Annotated in this window: 14 protein-coding genes; 4 read left to right on the forward strand and 10 right to left on the reverse strand. The window is 32.9% G+C overall.

The window, feature by feature from the left end; translation table 11 throughout:
• Nucleotides 1–6 precede the first annotated feature (6 nt).
• The 6 genes from ACXAG4_RS09655 to ACXAG4_RS09680 all read right to left on the reverse strand — a co-directional run bounded on the left by ACXAG4_RS09655 (nt 7) and on the right by ACXAG4_RS09680 (nt 8,129).
• The gene (locus tag ACXAG4_RS09655; RefSeq protein WP_475295868.1) at nt 7–390 is read right to left on the reverse strand and encodes a hypothetical protein; all 384 of its coding nucleotides are present in this window, start codon (nt 388–390) and stop codon (nt 7–9) included.
• A 399-nt stretch (nt 391–789) separates the two neighbouring features.
• Entirely contained in the window at nt 790–2,559 is a 1,770-nt protein-coding gene (locus tag ACXAG4_RS09660) for a MutS-related protein (protein ID WP_475295869.1), read from the reverse strand.
• Between the two features lie 62 nt (nt 2,560–2,621).
• A complete protein-coding gene (locus ACXAG4_RS09665; protein WP_475295870.1) occupies nt 2,622–3,314 on the reverse strand; it encodes a zinc metallopeptidase in 693 nt (230 codons plus the stop codon).
• A 144-nt stretch (nt 3,315–3,458) separates the two neighbouring features.
• Nucleotides 3,459–4,559: an alanine dehydrogenase gene (ald, locus tag ACXAG4_RS09670; protein WP_475295871.1), complete on the reverse strand. Its 1,101-nt coding sequence runs from the start codon at nt 4,557–4,559 to the stop codon at nt 3,459–3,461.
• Between the two features lie 221 nt (nt 4,560–4,780).
• Nucleotides 4,781–5,056, reverse strand: coding sequence for a SemiSWEET family sugar transporter (locus ACXAG4_RS09675; protein ID WP_475295872.1), 276 nt, complete (start codon nt 5,054–5,056; stop codon nt 4,781–4,783).
• A 25-nt stretch (nt 5,057–5,081) separates the two neighbouring features.
• Nucleotides 5,082–8,129 carry a leucine--tRNA ligase gene (locus ACXAG4_RS09680; protein WP_475295873.1) on the reverse strand — a complete coding sequence of 1,016 codons (3,048 nt, stop codon included), beginning with the start codon at nt 8,127–8,129 and terminating at the stop codon, nt 5,082–5,084.
• 199 nt (nt 8,130–8,328) lie between these two features.
• Here ACXAG4_RS09680 and ACXAG4_RS09685 point away from each other — a divergent pair, with 199 nt between their 5' ends.
• Together ACXAG4_RS09685 and ACXAG4_RS09690 are read left to right on the forward strand one after the other, a co-directional pair.
• The gene (locus ACXAG4_RS09685) at nt 8,329–9,207 is read left to right on the forward strand and encodes a cell division protein FtsX (protein WP_475295874.1); all 879 of its coding nucleotides are present in this window, start codon (nt 8,329–8,331) and stop codon (nt 9,205–9,207) included.
• Between the two features lie 72 nt (nt 9,208–9,279).
• The gene (locus tag ACXAG4_RS09690) at nt 9,280–9,534 is read left to right on the forward strand and encodes a DUF3098 domain-containing protein (RefSeq protein WP_475295875.1); all 255 of its coding nucleotides are present in this window, start codon (nt 9,280–9,282) and stop codon (nt 9,532–9,534) included.
• 57 nt (nt 9,535–9,591) lie between these two features.
• Here the strand turns inward: ACXAG4_RS09690 and ACXAG4_RS09695 are convergent, their stop codons facing one another.
• The 4 genes from ACXAG4_RS09695 to ACXAG4_RS09710 all read right to left on the reverse strand — a co-directional run bounded on the left by ACXAG4_RS09695 (nt 9,592) and on the right by ACXAG4_RS09710 (nt 16,498).
• On the reverse strand, nt 9,592–10,731 hold the full coding sequence (locus tag ACXAG4_RS09695) for a glycerate kinase (protein ID WP_475295876.1): 1,140 nt from the start codon (nt 10,729–10,731) through the stop codon (nt 9,592–9,594).
• Nucleotides 10,732–10,741: 10 nt separating this feature from the next.
• Nucleotides 10,742–12,349 (reverse strand): sodium:solute symporter family protein, encoded by a 1,608-nt coding sequence (locus tag ACXAG4_RS09700; protein ID WP_475295877.1) that lies wholly within the window; start codon nt 12,347–12,349, stop codon nt 10,742–10,744.
• Nucleotides 12,350–12,380: 31 nt separating this feature from the next.
• Nucleotides 12,381–13,691 (reverse strand): MGH1-like glycoside hydrolase domain-containing protein, encoded by a 1,311-nt coding sequence (locus ACXAG4_RS09705; RefSeq protein ID WP_475295878.1) that lies wholly within the window; start codon nt 13,689–13,691, stop codon nt 12,381–12,383.
• Between the two features lie 131 nt (nt 13,692–13,822).
• Nucleotides 13,823–16,498: a TonB-dependent receptor gene (locus ACXAG4_RS09710; RefSeq protein WP_475295879.1), complete on the reverse strand. Its 2,676-nt coding sequence runs from the start codon at nt 16,496–16,498 to the stop codon at nt 13,823–13,825.
• A gap of 123 nt (nt 16,499–16,621) precedes the next feature.
• Between ACXAG4_RS09710 and ACXAG4_RS09715 the strand changes: the two genes are divergently transcribed.
• Both ACXAG4_RS09715 and ACXAG4_RS09720 read left to right on the forward strand, forming a co-directional pair.
• Complete coding sequence (locus ACXAG4_RS09715) at nt 16,622–17,644, forward strand: LacI family DNA-binding transcriptional regulator (protein ID WP_475295880.1); 1,023 nt, start codon at nt 16,622–16,624, stop codon at nt 17,642–17,644.
• A gap of 57 nt (nt 17,645–17,701) precedes the next feature.
• Complete coding sequence (locus tag ACXAG4_RS09720; RefSeq protein ID WP_475295881.1) at nt 17,702–18,496, forward strand: undecaprenyl-diphosphate phosphatase; 795 nt, start codon at nt 17,702–17,704, stop codon at nt 18,494–18,496.
• Nucleotides 18,497–18,499: the final 3 nt, after the last annotated feature.

An 18,499-nucleotide genomic window follows, 5' to 3' on the forward strand; every position in this document is an offset into this window, starting at 1 on the left:
CTTGAGTTAAACCAGTTTTCGCTTTCCTCTCAAAAGCTTAACTATTCTTCTTTTCATTTTACATTTAATTTTTTGCATTTCTTTTAAATTATTTTCAACCTGTTCATTACAGGGTTTATGCTCGCAATCGTAAAAGTTTTCAATAGTCTTTATAAAATCTATTGTTTTTATGCATTGCATTAAATTAAAGTGTTCTTTAGGTTTTTTTATTTGAGAAATAATGTTTTTATGTAGTTCTTGTTTTTTAATGAAACTATTAGATATTAAAACGCTTTGGTTATTTTTTAAACTATCTGTTTCTTTTTGTATTTTATGAGATTGTAATAGAAAATATAGTGTTATAATAATGTTTACAATTACAACCACTGAAAGTATTTTTATTATTAACATGTTTAAGTTTTTTTAGGTTAGATTTAGGTAAAACAATAGGATAATAATTCTCCTTTACTAGAATTATGTATTGTTAAAAATTAGAATTAAATAAGCTGTTTGTGTTTCATTTTATTTTCTGAAGATTCTTCTAAATAAAATTTAGCGTTATTAATTACCCTAGATAAATCTTTATCTAACTTGTAAGAAACTATTAAAATGTGACATGATAAGGCACCGAAAACGATGACAAAAACTAGTAAAATAAGTAATATGTTGAAGATTGACATACTTTTGATTTTTAATGGATTAAACAATTTACTACAGCAAATTTATAGATTGTTTTAATCCATTTTTCCGTTTATCGATAAAACGCCTTAACTGTTTCGGTTAATGGTTTTATTTTTAAGATTAGATATATTAAACAATATCCATTTTCTTCAATAAAAAGGATGCATTCATGTTTTGGCAAACACCTTGTTTTAGCATGTAATCAAAATAAAGTTCGTTATTAATAATTTCGGCATCAAAATAATAATTCTTCACATGTTTAAGTTCATTTTCAATAGCACATAAACTCAAATCGTGCGTTGCAATAATACCTGTAGCGTGTAATGCCACTAATTTTTCAACAAATTTTTTAGATCCAATAGCCTTATCTGTACTATTGGTACCTTTTAAAATTTCATCTAAAATTATAAAATAAGAATCGTTTTTAATGGTATCAACAATAAACTTTAACCTTGTTAATTCTGAAAAGAAATACGAACTATCATCTGTCAAAGAATCTGTAGTACGCATGCTTGTTATTAATTTTACCGGATTGTATTTACTAGATGTTGCACAAACTGGCAAACCAACATTGGCCATAACTATATGTAAAGATACTGTGCGCAAAAAGGTACTTTTGCCTGCCATATTTGCACCGGTTACAATAAAAAACTGTTCATTATCAATTTGTAAATTACTATCTACACGCTTTGAGGCGTTTAATAGCGGATGCCCCAACTTTTCAGCTTTAATAACTTCAGAAGAATTTGTTATTTCAGGATACACAAACTGCCTGTGGTTAAACGCATAATTACCTAGTGAAATGTAAGCATCAAAAAACTGTACTACTTCAAACCAATCATTAACTTTATGACCGTAATTTTTAATCCATTGTTCAATTTTGTAACTATTTTTTAAATCGGTTAAAAAGTATCCATTTCCAAAAAAAGCACCAATAATGTTGTTTCTATTATCTAAAGCATCTAAAGCTTTTGAAAGCTCTTTAAAAATTACTGAAGCTTTTTTGTTTTCAGAAGTTATAAGCGCTTGTTTTTCTTTTAAAAGTTTAGATTGAAATTTGGCCTCTTCAATTTGCTTTAGTAATACACTGTATTGCCTAAATGTATCCTTTAATTTATCTGTTTTAAATGATAATTCGTTTATTTTTTTCACATAAACACCCGTAATACCCAAACCAACAAACAACCAATACCCAATAATAGACGGTGCAATAAAACCACCCAAAGTTGCCAGTAATAAAACGCCTGTAATTATTGAAAAAACCAAAGGCAACCAGCGCATAGTTTTAGGCAAAAACAACGTGTAACTTTTAAGCCAACTAATAATAGATTTTGCTGAAGTTTCAATGGTTACCAAACTAGACGCTGCTAAATAAAACTGGCGCCACTTTGGCATTTCACTCAATTCTTTTATGGCTTTTTGCCTCACCGAGATATCATCAACATTATTAGCTTTTAATAGATTTGAAAGTGTTTCTGTGCCCTCATTTATTGTAGTTCTGTTTATGAATTGAAAGAAAGAACCACGACCAAACAAATCAATATCTAAGCTATAAAAATGTGAAGGATCTTGATATTTGCTACCACTATCTCTGTCATGAAATTTACCCAATGCAATAGCAATTTCATCATTATTAACAGTTACCAATGCTTCAAAAAAAGCCTTATTATTTTTAACATCGGTGTATTTTGATAATAATTTCACAAAAACAACCACACCAATTAACGCTATTAAAACAGCAATCTGCCAAGTATTAATTGTAAAATAAACACCTAAACCTGTTAATAAAAATACTGTTAACCTCACCAAGCTAAGTGATATCATTTTTTTATGACAAGCTTTGGCTTTTGCCTTATATAATGTAACGTTTTCTTTGTAAAAGTTGTTTGTATCTATCATTTTTAAATAAAGAAAAGCCCTGAAAAAACTTCAGAGCTTTTATAATGTATTGTTTTTAAATTTTAGTCTCTTCCAAATACTTGTAGCGCCCAATATAATAAGTTAGCAAGCGCACCAATAGCCGCTACTAAGTATGTTCTTGCAGCCCACTTTAAAGCATCTTCAGAGCCTTTATATTCATCTGGAGTTACAACATTTTTATTTTTTAACCATGCCAATGCGCGGTTACTAGCATCATACTCTACAGGTAATGTTATAAAGCTAAACAAGGTTGCAAACCCCATTAATACAACACCTGCCACAGCTACCCACCAGCCTAAACCTAAACCAGCGGCACCACCTAACACTAAACCACCAATGATTAACCATTGAGACATGCCAGAACTAACACTTACAATAGGCACCAATGTTGAGCGCATTTGCAACCAATTATATGCCTGGGCGTGTTGTACAGCATGCCCAACTTCATGTGCTGCTACTGCAGCCGCAGCAGCGTTACGTTGGTTGTAAACAGCCTCACTTAAATTAACGGTTTTGTTTTTTGGGTTATAATGATCTGTTAACCTTCCTGCTGTTGAAATAACTTCAACATCATAAATACCATGATCTGCCAACATTTTTTGTGCAATTTCTGCACCACTCATGCCATTACGTAATGGTGTTTTAGAGTATTTATCAAACTTGCGTTTTAGCGTGTTACTAACCGCCCAACTTACAAGTGTTATAGCACCAATTAATATATAATATCCTATCATTTTGTTTTTTCTTTTTAATTATAAAGTAAATATAACAATAATTACACCATAAATATAAAAATGAAAGTTTGTCATATAAAAAAAAGAAAACCCTAACAAACAAATGTTTATTAGGGTTTCTGCTATTAACCTGATCAACTTAAATTATGCAGTTTCAAACGCTAAATCAAACGCTTCTGCAATTTCTTTATAAACTATTTTACCGTTTACTATGTTGAGTCCTTTTGCAAGTGATTTATTTTTCTTGGTTGCTTTTTTCCAACCCATGTCTGCTAACTTAATAACGTACGGTAATGTAACATTAGTTAAGCCCACTGTTGATGTATAAGGCACTGCACCAGGCATGTTTGCCACTGAGTAATGCACCACCTCATCTATAATATACGTTGGGTCTTGGTGTGTAGTTGGTTTTGTAGTTTCAAAACAACCACCTTGATCTACAGCCACATCAACCATTACGGTACCGGGTTGCATATCTTTAAGCATATCTCTTGTTATAAGTTTTGGTGCTTTGGCTCCTTTTATAAGTACACCTCCAATAATTAAATCGGCGTCTTTAATGTGTTTTCTAATGTTATATTCACTAGAAAACTCGCTAATTACGTTATTTGGCATAGTTTCGCTAACATGCCTTAAGGCTTTCATATTTATATCTAAAATAAATACGTTTGCGCCTAAACCAGAAGCCATACGTGCTGCTTGCACACCTACTACGCCTGCACCTAAAATTAAAACCTTTGCTGGTGGTACTCCCGGAATTCCGCCAAGTAAAATACCGCGTCCCATAATAGGTTTTTCTAAATATTTAGCCCCTTGTTGAATAGACATTCTTCCAGCTACTTCAGACATAGGAATTAACAACGGCAAAGAACCATCTTTATCTTCAACAGTTTCATAAGCAATACAAACAGCCTTACTTTCAATCATAGCTTTTGTTAACGGCTCACTAGATGCAAAATGAAAATACGTAAACACGGTGTGGTGTGGTTTAATTAACGTATATTCTTGTTCAATAGGTTCTTTAACCTTCACAATCATTTCGGCAGTTGCGTAAACATCTTCAATAGTATCAAGAATTGTTGCGCCTGCTTCAACATAATCTTCATCTAAAAAACCACTGTTAAAACCAGCATTTTTTTGCACATAAACTGTGTGATTTCTTTTAGCAAGTTCAAAAACCCCAGATGGCGTCATACCAACACGGTTTTCATTATTTTTAATTTCAATAGGAACACCAATTTTCATAAGCGGTGATAATTTTTAAGTTATTTGTTAAAAACGGTTACAAATTTAAAACATTAGATTGAAAAAAAATTCAAAAATCATGTTTTTATTAAAAAATAATTAAGGAAATGAACATATATTTATGAATTAACTAAAATAGACATTCACAGCATATCTTTTTTAACTATTTTGTAATTAAGACGTATAAATATTAAAAAACCCCTAATTTTTTTGAAATAGTACTAACGTTTAGAGTATTTAATTTTGAAGTAAACCAGTAAGAAAGACGATATAATGGTGATAGAGTTTGCCAAAATCATTGATAAACTATTCATTAAAATGCCATACACTAGCCAAAATAAAACACCAATGAAAAAGATGAGCAGCATGGGAAGTGATAGTGCCGATACATCTTTAGTTTTCCAAGTTTGATAAACTTGAGGTAAAAAAGCCGATGTTGTTAAAACAGCGGCTGTTAAACCTATAATTTCTATATAATCTATATTAAAAACTTGCATAATGGTTAAAAAACATTGCACAATTTTAACCTACAATATTTACAATTTTACCGGGCACTACAATAACTTTTTTAGGCGTTCTGCCGGCTAATTGCTCTTGTGTTTTTTGGTGAGCCATTACTGTTTTTTCAATATCTTCTTTACTCATATCTAATGGCAACTCCATGGTAAAACGCATTTTACCGTTAAATGAAATTGGGTAGTTTTTACTGCTTTCTACTAAATGACTTTCATCAAACTTAGGAAATGCAACTGCGCTAATACCTTTATAATCATTTGGTAATTCATCTGGTTGAATGTATTTACCAAACTCAACACAAGCGTAAAGCTGTTCTGCTACATGTGGCGCATACGGTGAAATTAACACCAATAACGGCTGTAAAATAGCTTTACTTGTACATTTTTGAGATAATAACTCGTTTACAGCAATCATGAAGGTTGATACTGATGTGTTGAATGAGAAATTTTCAATATCTTCTTCAACCTTTTTAATGGTTTTATGTAGTGTTTTAAGGTTGTCTTTGGTTGGCTCTGCATCAGTTACTTTTAGTCCGTTGTCATCAAAATACAGTTTCCAAAGTTTTTTTAAGAAACCGTGCACACCGGTAATACCAGCTGTATTCCAAGGTTTGTATTGCTCTAACGGGCCTAAAAACATTTCGTATAAACGTAAACTGTCTGCTCCGTAATCTTTACAAATATTATCTGGATTGACTACGTTGTATTTTGATTTTGACATTTTTTCAACTTCTCGTGAAACTTTAATAGTTGTTTCTGAAGAAATATTTTGATTATCAATTACTTTTTTTCCATCAAAATAATGAGCATTTTGTAATATTTCAAATCTTTTATCTGTTGTCAAAGAACTGAAGTCTAATTCGTTACTAATATTAACAAAATTAATATCAATATTAGAAGTTTTGAAAGACTTGTAATAAATTTTAAATTCAGAATAAATACTATTAGCATCAATAAAAGAATTAACTTTTTGGTATAAAAAATCTTTAACTCCAATAGTTAACTCGTCTACATCACTTTCTTTATTCTCCAAAGAATCAAAAAAATCTTTTCCAATAATAACTTGACTATCTATAACTTGAATATCTTCTGAACCTTTCTTTAAACGTCCCTCAATAACATATAAAAAGGCGCTTTCTCCCAAAATCATACCTTGGTTAATTAGTTTTTTAGCAAACTCATCATGACCAACATAGCCTTTATCAAACATAAATTTTTGCCAAAAGCGCGAGTATAGTAAATGACCTGTGGCGTGCTCAGAACCGCCAATGTATAAATCTACCTGTTGCCAATAATTAATGGCTTCTTTTGAAAAAATAGCCTCATCATTTTGTGGGTCCATGTAACGGTTAAAATACTGCGAGCTTCCTGCCCACCCTGGCATGGTGTTTAACTCTAAAGGAAAAACTGTTTTGTTATCAATTTTTTGGTTTTCTACAACTTCGTTTTTATCGGTATCCCAAGCCCATTTTGTGGCGTTCCCTAATGGTGGCTCACCGGTTTCGGTTGGTAAATATTTTTCAACTTCGGGTAACTCAATAGGCAAATATTTAGCATCAATCATTTGTGGCATGCCATTAACATAATACACAGGAAATGGTTCTCCCCAATAACGCTGGCGGCTAAATACGGCATCGCGCAAGCGGTAATTAGTTTTTCCTTCGCCTTGCCCAATTTGCTCTAACTCATAAATTACACGTTTGGTAGCTTTTTTATAATTCATGCCATTAATAAAATCACTATTGGCAATAATGGTTTTGTCTTTATCGGCAAAGGCTTGTTCAGAAATATCTACACCTTCAAAAATATTTGGTATTTCAATTCCGAAGTGTTTTGCAAAATCATAATCGCGCTGGTCTCCACAAGGTACCGCCATAACAGCTCCTGTGCCATAGCTAGCAAGTACGTAATCGCCAATCCAAATAGGAATAGGCTCTTTAGTAAACGGATGTTCTGCATAAGCCCCTGTAAATACGCCCGAAATGGTTTTAACATCGGCCATTCTATCGCGCTCGCTACGTTTTGCTGTAGCTTCAACATAGGCATTTACCGCAGCTTTTTGCTCTGGTGTTGTAATTTTTGACACCAAATCATGTTCTGGTGCTAAGGTCATGAAACTTACCCCGAAAATGGTGTCAGGACGGGTGGTGAAAACCTCGATAGTCTCGTCATAATCATTTACATTGAAAGTTACCGAAGCCCCAACCGATTTTCCAATCCAGTTACGCTGGCTTTCTTTCAAAGAGTCTGTCCAATCTATAGTTTCTAAACCTTGAAGTAAACGTTCTGCATAAGCAGAAATGCGCATACTCCATTGTGTCATTTTTTTACGCACAACCGGATGTCCTCCGCGTTCAGATACGCCGTTTACAATTTCATCGTTTGCTAAAACGGTTCCTAAAGCCGGACACCAGTTTACTTCAGTTTCAGCTAAATAAGTTAAACGGTATTGTAGTAATATTTGTTGTTGTTTTTCTTTTGAAAAGGTTTTCCAATTTGCTGCTGTAAAGCTTTCAATATCATCATCACAAGCAGCGTTTACATTGGCATTTCCTTCGTTATTAAAAACATCTATTAATACTGAAATGTCTTCAGCTTTATTAGTATTGTAATTAAACCATGAATTAAATAATTGAATAAAAATCCACTGTGTCCATTTATAATATTTTGGGTCTGATGTTCTTACTTCGCGAGACCAATCGAACGAAAAACCAATTTGATCTAGTTGGCGGCGGTATGTTGCAATGTTTTCTTTGGTTGTAATTGCAGGGTGCTGACCCGTTTGAATGGCATATTGTTCTGCCGGAAGCCCAAAAGAATCATACCCTTGCGGATGCAGTACATTAAACCCTTTATGGCGTTTGTAGCGTGCATAAATATCAGATGCAATATATCCCAACGGATGCCCAACATGTAAACCTGCACCACTTGGGTACGGAAACATATCTAACACATAATATTTGGGTTTATCACTTTGGTTTTCGGCTTTAAAGGTTTTATTTTCTGCCCAATATTTTTGCCACTTGGCTTCTATTTCGTTGAAATTGTAATTCATGACTCTTTTAAAGATATTTAACGTCATTGCCAATAAAGTGAAGCTATCTGCTAATTAAAAAGATTACTTCGTGGTTGCTACCCTAGTAATGACGGCTGCAAATTTAAACTTATTATAACACTATTAAAAGTTAAACGTTGTATTAGTTAAGGAATACAGAATTCTTTTATATTTTTACTGCATTAATGAAATAGATTTTATGAGTTCATATTTTGAAAAACAACAAAAACGCCGACTTATTTCTTCATACTTTTCAGTAGTATTAAGCATTGCGTTAGTATTGTTTTTACTTGGCTTGTTAGGTATTATACTTTTGAATGCAAAAAAAGTATCAGACCATTTTAAAGAACAGGTAGTTGTTACCATTTATTTAAAAGAAAATGCCAAAGAAGTTGAAGTTAAACAACTTGAAAAAAGTTTAGCTATGAGCGATTATGTAAAATCTATTGAATACGTTAGCAAAGAGCAGGCTGCCCAATTTATGAAAGCTGAAACAGGCGAAGATTTTATGGATTTTGTAGGCTACAACCCTCTACAGAATTCTATTGATGTGCATTTAAAAGCAGATTATGTAACCTCTGAACATTTAGAAACCGTATCTTCCGAGGCTTTAAATAAAAAGTTTGTTGATGAAGTAAGCTATGATAATGACTTGGTAAACCTAATGAATGATAACGTTAAAAAAATTAGTTTTTGGGTACTTATTATAAGTGCACTTATTACTGTAATTGCGGTGCTTTTAATAAATAGTTCCTTACGTTTATCTGTATACTCAAAACGATTTACCATTAAAACAATGCAAATGGTTGGGGCAACCAAACACTTTATACGCAAACCTTTTATTTGGAAAAGCATACGTTTAGGCATTATTGGTGCTACATTGGCTTTAATTGGTATGGCCATTGTGCTTTATTATTTAAACCAAACATTTCCTGAATTACAATTACTTGCTAAACCTGTTTTAGTTGTTTTACTTTTTGCTTTTGTTTTTGCCTTAGGTATTATTATTACTTGGATAAGCACCCATTTTGCAACCCAACGTTTTTTAAATTTAAAAACCGATGAGTTGTATTATTAAGTATAAATTACATTTAGATTAACACTTTGGCACCAAATAAATGCTTTAATTTGCAATATTGATTTTAAAACCATGGGAGAAAAAAAACGAAAAGAAGACACAAAAGCCATGTTTGTTTTTGGTAAAAAAAACTATAAATTCATGTTTATTGGTTTAGCTATTATAGCTATAGGCTTTATTTTAATGTCTGGTGGCGGTAGTGATGACCCCAATGTTTTTAATCCTGAAATTTTTTCTTGGAGACGTATTCGCTTAGCTCCTGCTTTGGTTTTAGCAGGGTTTGGTATTCAAATTTATGCTATTCTTTTAAATCCGGATAAGGAGTAGTTTTCCAAAAAACAGTAAGAAATCTATTTAAACCTCTTGTTATAGAACAAAGAAAGGCTAATCCGTTTTATTTCCTAACAGCAAAAACCCAAAGTTTTCAGCCATTTGCTTCACATATGTGTAACTATTTCGCATAGCATCTTGTAAAGATTTTGCTTTGCTAATAACAGCGTTGGCATAGGTAATTCCCATAGCATCTATATCATTTTCTGATAATTCTACAGCGCCACAAAAAGCAGCAACCTTTATGTTTTTCGCTTTCGCGGAAGTTAACACTCCTTGAATGGTTTTACCAGACATTGTTTGTGTATCTAATTTACCTTCGCCTGTAATAATCCAATCTGCATGCGTTATTTTTGCATCAAAATTCGCTAAGTTTTTAATAAGTTCTATACCCGGAATTAATTCGCCTTTTAAAAACAATTTTGAAGCAATACCCATACCTCCAGCGGCACCAGCTCCTTTTACATTTTGCACATTAACTTTAAAGGTTGCCTCTAAATGTTTTGCAAAATCTTGCAAGCCTTTATCTAGCATTTTAATATCTCTTTTGGTTGCACCCTTTTGGGCAGCATACACAAAGGCTGCGCCGTTTGGTCCGTATAACGGGTTTGTAACATCGCAAGCTACACTAAATTTTGTGGTTTGTAATTTTGGGTGCGCTTTTAAAACACATATTTTTTTAATTTCTGAAAGATGAGCGCCAATAGGTTCAACTTCTTGGTTGTTGTCATTAAAAAAACGATATCCTAAAGCTGTTGCCATACCCACACCACAATCGTTAGTTGCGCTTCCGCCAATACCTAAAATAATGTGTTTAGCACCTTTATTTAAAGCGTCTTCAATTAATTCACCTGTGCCAAAGGTAGATGCGTTTTTACAATCAAATTCTTTAGCTTTTAACAATTTTACACCAGAAGCTTCGGCCATTTCAATAAATGCGGTTTTAGAATCTTCAGCATATAAATAAGATGCTTCAACAGCTTTAAAAAATGGATTATTAACTACTAATTTCACCCTATCTCCTTTCAAATAATAATTCACAACGTCAATGGTGCCATCGCCACCATCGGCTAATGGTAATTTTAAAATTTCAATCCCAGGGTTTTTGGCTAACAAACCTTCCTCTACTGCATTACAAAACGCTTCACCTGTTAGTGAATTCTTAAATTTATCTGGAGCAATTACTACTTTCATTGTTAAAAATTTAATTTAAAATTTGTGATAATGACATAGCTAACAAGGCTATTACTACAAAATATGATAGTAAAATAAGCACTTCCTTTTTTCCTGCTTTATAAAATACAACCTCTAAGCCTTGCTTAGTTTCTTTCTTAATAATTAAACTAATTGTGTATGCCACAATAATAGTTACAAGACAGCCAATGGCATTCCACCAAAACCAAAATACTTCTGGCACATACAGCCACAAATACATGTTAAATAACACGCCTGCCACAATACCAATATTTGCACCTAACGCATGCGTTTTCTTTGTTAAAATTGCCAATATAAATGCAGCTAAAATAGGCCCGTAAAATACTGAGCTTATTTTATTAATTACTTCTATAACTGTGCCCTCAATACTGCCAGCAAAAAATGCAAAAAACAGGCATACTAAACCCCAAAAAAGCGATAACAACCTAGAGTTCATTACATATTGCTTATCAGACATGTTTGGTTTGAAGCGTTTAACAAAATCTTCTAAAGATACGGCAGACAATGAGTTTACTGTTGAACTTAATGAAGACATTGCTGCTGACATTATTGCTACTATTAAAATGCCTATAATACCATTTGGTAAATATTTTATAATGAAAACTGGCACCATTAAATCGGCTTTTTTACCTTCTAAACTTGTGATGTTAGATTGGTAAACGCTATCCATCATACTTTGAAAACTAGCATCTTGTAAAAGCAATGTACCCAACACCAAACCCATAATACAGTAAGTTAATGTTATTGGAAAACGAAACAAGCCATTTGCTAACAACAACTTTTTTATTGTTGGCATGCCTTTGGCAGATAACAACCTTTGTGATTGTGTTTGGTCTGTGCCGTAATACGAAGCATACAAGAAAAAACCACCAATTACCATGGGCCAAAAGCCAAATTCGTCATTTTTATTGGCGTTGTTAAATCCCCATTTAGAGAAATCTACAGCCGTTAATCTATCTTTATCAACGTTGGTTAAAAAGTTTTCAAAACCACCCAATTCACTTAAACCATAAATTAAACAGATAATAATACCAAAAAACAAGATGAGCATTTGAATAACATCTCCCCAAATAACAGCTTTCATTCCTCCCTGAAACGAGTAAACCATTGTTATGGCACCTATAATTAAAATAGAAATCCAGAATTCAATACCAATAGTAGCCTGTAAAATTAAAGCCATAGTGTACACCATAACACCTGTTGCTACTGAACGACTAATTTGAAACACAAAACTTATTAACAAACGTGATGAGGCATCAAAACGTTTTTCTAAATACTCATAAACACTAACAATTCCAGATTTATATAATGATGGAATAATGGCTATTAGTAAAAACGCCATAGCTAGTGGCACGCCAAATTCATAGGTTAACCACTGTAAACCACCACCTTCTTTTAAACCTACAAATGCCGGAGCCGATATGAAACTTATGGCCGATAATTGCGTAGCCATGGTTGACAAACTTAATGGAAACCAACCCATTGATTGACCACCCAAAAAATAGTCTTTAGAGTCGTTATTTTCTTTAAAAAAATAGCCAATTCCTAAAAAACCTAGCAAATACACTACTATAATGATATAATCTATGTAATTCATAATGACTTATTTTTTTAAATGTTTATTCTATTTATTTTTTGTTTAATAAATCTACCAATAAAGCTGCACTCCATGAAAAATTATTGCCGCCATAACCTGCATTTACCGTACCGTGAATTTCTTTTCTAGAATCAAAATACTCATAAAAACCGTTATGTTCAATAATACTTACAGTATCATTTTTTACACGTTCAGCAATAGCATTGTATCCGTAATCAATCAAACCATTAAACAACATCCAGTTTAAGTTTACCCAAACAGGACCACGCCAATATTTTTTAGGGTTGAAACGCTCACTTGTAGGATCAAAAGATGCACACAAGTATTGATTATCTCCTCCAAATCTTTCTATCATAACGTTAACCATAGTTTCTGCTCTTTCTTTACTAGGAATATTTGCAAATAATGGTGCAAATGATGATGATGACAAAAAGTTTAATTGTTTTTCGTTTCTTAAATCGTAATGTACATAAGCGCCTAAATTTTCATCATATAATTTAGTATTAAATGATGCTATAGCTTTTTCTTGCCATTGTTTTAATTGCTTAATTTTAGCATCATTATTTCCTAAAAGCTCATATAAGTTAATTAAACTTTGATTAGATTTTATTAAAACGGCATTAAATAATGGGTCTTGTACTAAAAACGGCGATAATTCAGCTATTTTTTCATCGCTGTAATTATGTGCTTTTGCTATTTCAATAATATGCAAATAGTGGTCGTACTCACGTTTTGATGGTCTTTCAGAAGCATCAACATGTGTAGTATCTCTACGTTCAAAGGTGTATTCTGGCGGATTCATTGTTTTCCAAATGTCATCCCAAATTGGCGAATTATCGGTACCAGATTCCCAGTTATGGTAAATATAAACTAAGCCTTCGTTATTAACATCTCTGTTATTGTAAAAGTACTCATGGTTAAAGTACACTTTATCAATTGTTTCTTGAATAAACTTTAAAGTTGCCTGTTTATCTTTACTAATTTTATAAATTTCTTCTAACACAAAACCTGTTACAGGTGGCTGTGTCATACCTGTAGATTTGTATTTTTTTGATGATAATGGGTGTAAATCTGATCTATGAAAATCTGGACCAGGAAAATACGTATCGCTTTCTGTATGAAATATAATGTGCGGTATAAAACCGTTGCCCCATTGGGCGTCTAGTAAGGTTTTAATTTCTTGTTCGGCTTTTGGCATATCAAAATGTGCAAAACCAATAGCAATTAAGCCAGAATCCCAAAACCATTGGAATGGATATAACTTAGCACATGGTACACTAAAACCATCTTTCCAGTTATTATTTAAAACCTCTTGAGCTGTTTTGTACAAAGCGTTTTTCATGTTATTTTTTTTGTGAATTAAAATAGTGCATGTGCTAGTTTGCAATAAAAAAGCCCACCACCAGTAACCTTAGCTAAAAGGTGGTGAGCACAAACTAAACAACTAATCTATTAATCTATATTGTGAATGAATTAAAAATTGAATGTAGCAGTTAAGAAAAAACGTCTTGGTAAAATTGGTCTTCCGAAGAAAAACTCAGCATCACCCGCTTGGTTAATGTTTCTTGGATCTCCTTCGGTTACGCCTTCATCATCAAATAAGTTGAATACTGAAAAACCAAGCCTTAACGTATCTGTACTATCTTCGCCTCCCATAGGAAACTCATAACCGGCACCAATACGTGCAATTGTTATAGCATCTAATTCAACTGTGTTAGTATCTGAAGTAAACTTACTTCCTGTATGATTTAATGAGAATAAAGCATCCCATCCATTATTATCATAATACACACCTGCCGAACCTAAGAAATTTGGTTGTCTTGCAAGTTCATTACCTTCATCGGCAGTAGTAGTAGTGTTTGCCACTAAATCTGTTCTTTCGTTTTTGCTAATTTCATGTGCTTGATAGGTTGCAGAACCTCTTAAACTAAGGTTATTAGCAAATGCCCAATCAAAAGTAGTTTCTAAACCAAAGGTTCTTGTGCTTTGTTCAGAGCGGAATAAATCTACTAAAGTACCACCGCTAAAACCTTGATCTATTTTAATTCTGTCACTTAAACCAACGTAATATCCAGCAAATGATCCTTTAAATTTTTGAGTACCTAATTTTGCACCAGCTTCAAACTGAATAATTTTTTCTGAGTCATATTTACTACCCGTTACACCAGTTGCAATAGGTGCAAAACCTCTAATTTGTGGAAAGAAAAACCCTTTTGAAAAGTTTGCATACAGGTTAACTGTTTCGTTTAATTTGTATAAAGCAGCTAAAGATACTGCCCAATCTGTAGCATCAACTTCTGCTCTAATAAAACTACCATCGGCGTAATTTACGTTTGCCAATTCTGGTGTTAATTCTGGGTTATTGTATACTTGTGTTGATACTATGTTACCATCATTAAATATTCCTTTTGTGTTTTCAATTCTAAAACCAACATCAAAACGCCATTTATCAAACACCATTTCATCAGTAATATAGAAAGCTGTTTTGTTTTGTGATAAAAACCTATTTGATGTCATACCAATTCTGTTGTATAAACCACCTTCAGAAAACACAACATTATTTCCACCAGCATCAGTATAGCTTAAGTTTACAAGTTTTGGATTGTTATTAAACTCTGATAAAACTCTGTATTGGTAGTTTACATCTTCAGCTTCAGTACGTGCTAAAAACACACCTGCTGTAATGTTATGTGTGCCGTTTTCAGCTTCTAAAGTTTTTGTTAATGATGCCTCACCAGAGTAATCTGTCATTGGTCTTAATCTATCAATATGTAAGTTATCAATAACTAAATCGTTGCCATTAATACCAGCTGCTGTTCCTTGATATTGGGCAACGTAACCTAAATTACCTGGCGCTACATTGTTTACATAATCATTTAATGTAATTGGGTTGTTATTATCACCATTACCACCAACATATAAAGCAAAATTATGTTTATAGTTTGCGTATCTTACTTTTGATTTAAATTTTAAATCATCAGCAAAGCTATAGTTAAAATCGCCCATTAAATAACCACCTTGTGTATGAACACCATCTTCAATTGGACTTTTGTAAGCACCGCCTGCAGTTAAAAATGACGTATGTGCCAATTCACCAGATAATAATTGAGAAACCTCTTCACCATCATTACCTGTTAAGCGTGTTCTGCTGGCACCATCTAAAGGTAACGGCATAAAAAATTGCGCTCTATCATTAATAAACTGACCGTGGATGGTAAATGATCCGTTTTCAAATTTTTGTTTTATGTTAGCTCTAAACTGCGCACCTTTTGTTGGTAAACCTGTTTCTATTGGCCCATCATCTTTTCTTACAAAGCCTGTAAATGCGTAGTATGTGTTAGAGTCTTCACCACCTAATTTTCCGCCAGAATAGAAATCTGTTTTAATACGTCCTTTATCTGCCCATTCAACATTAATAATGTTTTCATCATTAGAATCGCCTGTTTTACTTGTATAGTTAATAATACCAGCTACAGAACCAGCACCGTACAAAACTGCGGCACCACCACGTACAAATTCTACACCTTTAAAACCTATGTCTGGTCTTGCATACACATCATGCGCCGATGAGTTTAAACCAAACGTACTCATAAGCGGCATACCATCATACTGCAACGGATTGAATACATATTGCCCGCCAGATGGCAAACCTCTAACAAATATGTTTGAAGCTGTTTCACCTCCGCCACCTTCGGCAGTAATACCGGGAATACTTCTTAAAACATCTGCTTGCGAGTTTACAGAAAGCTTGGTTATTTCTTTCTGTTTTAGTGAGCTTATAGACATTGGTGTGTCTTTTTGTGATCTAAACGTTGCAGAGGCAGTAAGTACAACCTCATCTAAACTATTGCCGCCTTCTTGCAATACTATTTCTAATGCAATTGGGGAACCATTCAATGTTATGTCCTTAATAAAGGTTTCATAACCTATAAAAGATACTTGTAATTTTTGGGTACCGCTTAAACTTGTGTTAAAGCTAAACTTGCCATCAAAATCTGTTGTAGCGCCAGTTGAACTGTTTAAAATAAGCACATTAGCACCAGTTACTGGTACGCCGCTTTGATCTTTTACTGTTCCAGAAACATCTGTTTGCGCAAACATTATAGAAACACTAAAAAAGCATAGTAAAGTTAAAATAGTATTTTTCATCTTATTTAGAATTAGTTAATTATAACTCAAATTTATAATCAATACCATAAAAAAAGCACTAAAAAATTAGCATATTTGTACGCAAACGTTACCGCAAACGTTTGCAATTTAAAATTTGTTATTATGAAGAAAGAAAACGTATCATTAAAAAAGCTCGCAGAAACTCTAAATTTATCTATATCAACCGTTTCTAGAGCCTTAAATGATCATCCTGACATTAGTGAAGCTACAAAACAAAAAGTAAAAACCTTAGCCAAAAAATTAAATTACACACCTAATTTGTTTGCTAAAGGTTTTAGGCAAAAAAAAACCAATATAATAGGTGTAGTTGTACCAAATATTACGCATTATTTTACTAGTACCATTTTAAAAGGTATTTTAGAAGAAGCTTCATTAAAGGGTTATAAAGTTATTATATCTGAATCTGATAACGATGCCGAAAAGCAAATTGAAATGCTTAACACCATGTTGCAGTTCAATGTTGATGGTATTTTAATGTCAATATCAAAAGTTACAAGAAAAGTAGACCGCATTTTAAAAGTTATAGACAGAGTTCCAGTTATTTTATTTGATAAAGCTTCAAACAAAATACCGTGCTCGCAGGTAGTTATAAATGAAGAAGAAGCGGCCTACAATGCTATTGAACATTTAATTAACATAGGAAAAACACGTATTGCTATTATTAAAGAAAATGAATACTCATATAATTCTGAGCGTAGATTTGCTGGTTATTTACGAGCATTAAAAGAACACAACATTGAAGTAGACGAAAAAATTATTATTAGTGTTGATGATATTTCGCTACGCCAAGGCAAACGTATGGCCAACTTACTTTTAAGCTTAAAACAAAGACCCGATGCTATTTTTACTATAACTGATAGTGCTGCTATTGGCGTTATTCAAACCTTAAAAAAGTTTAATATTAAAATTCCTGAAGACATTGCTGTAATTGGTTTTAGTAACTCAATAAGTTCTACAATTATTGAGCCTATGCTAACAACTATAGATCAACCTGGAGAAAAAATAGGCGCTACAGCCGTTAAATATTTAGTTGATGATATTGAAAACCCTAATGAACTTACCAATAAAACCATAGAAATTAAAGGCAACCTTATTATAAGAGATTCAACTTTTAAAGCGGTTTAAAAATAAATTCACAAACTAAATAGCTGTAAAAAAGTCTATTTTAATACTTTTGCTGCCATGGATACAATAGATGCAATTATTTTAGGTATTATTCAAGGCCTTACAGAATTTTTACCAGTGTCTTCTAGCGGACATTTAGAGTTAGGAAAAGCCATTTTAGGTAATAATTCTGTGCCCGAAGAAAGCTTACTTTTCACCGTAGTGTTACATTTTGCCACTGCTTTAAGTACTTTAGTTATTTTTAGAAAAGATATTTTAGATATTATAAAAGGCATTTTAAAATTCCAATGGAATGAAGACATGCAGTTTCTAGCAAAAATTGTAATATCTATGCTGCCTGCTGTAGTTGTTGGGTTGTTTTTTGAAGAACAATTAGAAGCGCTTTTTAGTGGCAACATTATACTAGTTGGCGCTATGCTAATTGTAACAGCTGCCCTATTATTTTTGGCAGATAAAGCTAAAGACACCAACAAAAAAGTTAGTTTTAGTAACGCTTTTGTAATTGGTATTTCGCAAGCCATTGCTATGTTACCAGGTATTTCGCGCTCTGGCGCTACAATTTCAACCTCTGTTTTATTGGGTAATGATAAAACTAAAGCTGCACGTTTTTCGTTTTTAATGGTTGTACCTTTAATTTTTGGTAAAATTGCTAAAGATGTTTTAAGTGGCGATATTTCTATGGAAAGTCAAAATTTCACAGCACTTTCCATTGGTTTTGTGGCAGCTTTTGTTGCCGGCCTTTTTGCATGTACTTGGATGATTGCCTTAGTTAAAAAAAGTAAGTTATCATATTTTGCTATTTACTGTGCCATTGTTGGTATTATAGCTATTGTTGTTTCATTTTTAAACTAGTTT

The organism is Seonamhaeicola sp. ABD4_175 (genome assembly GCF_056160885.1).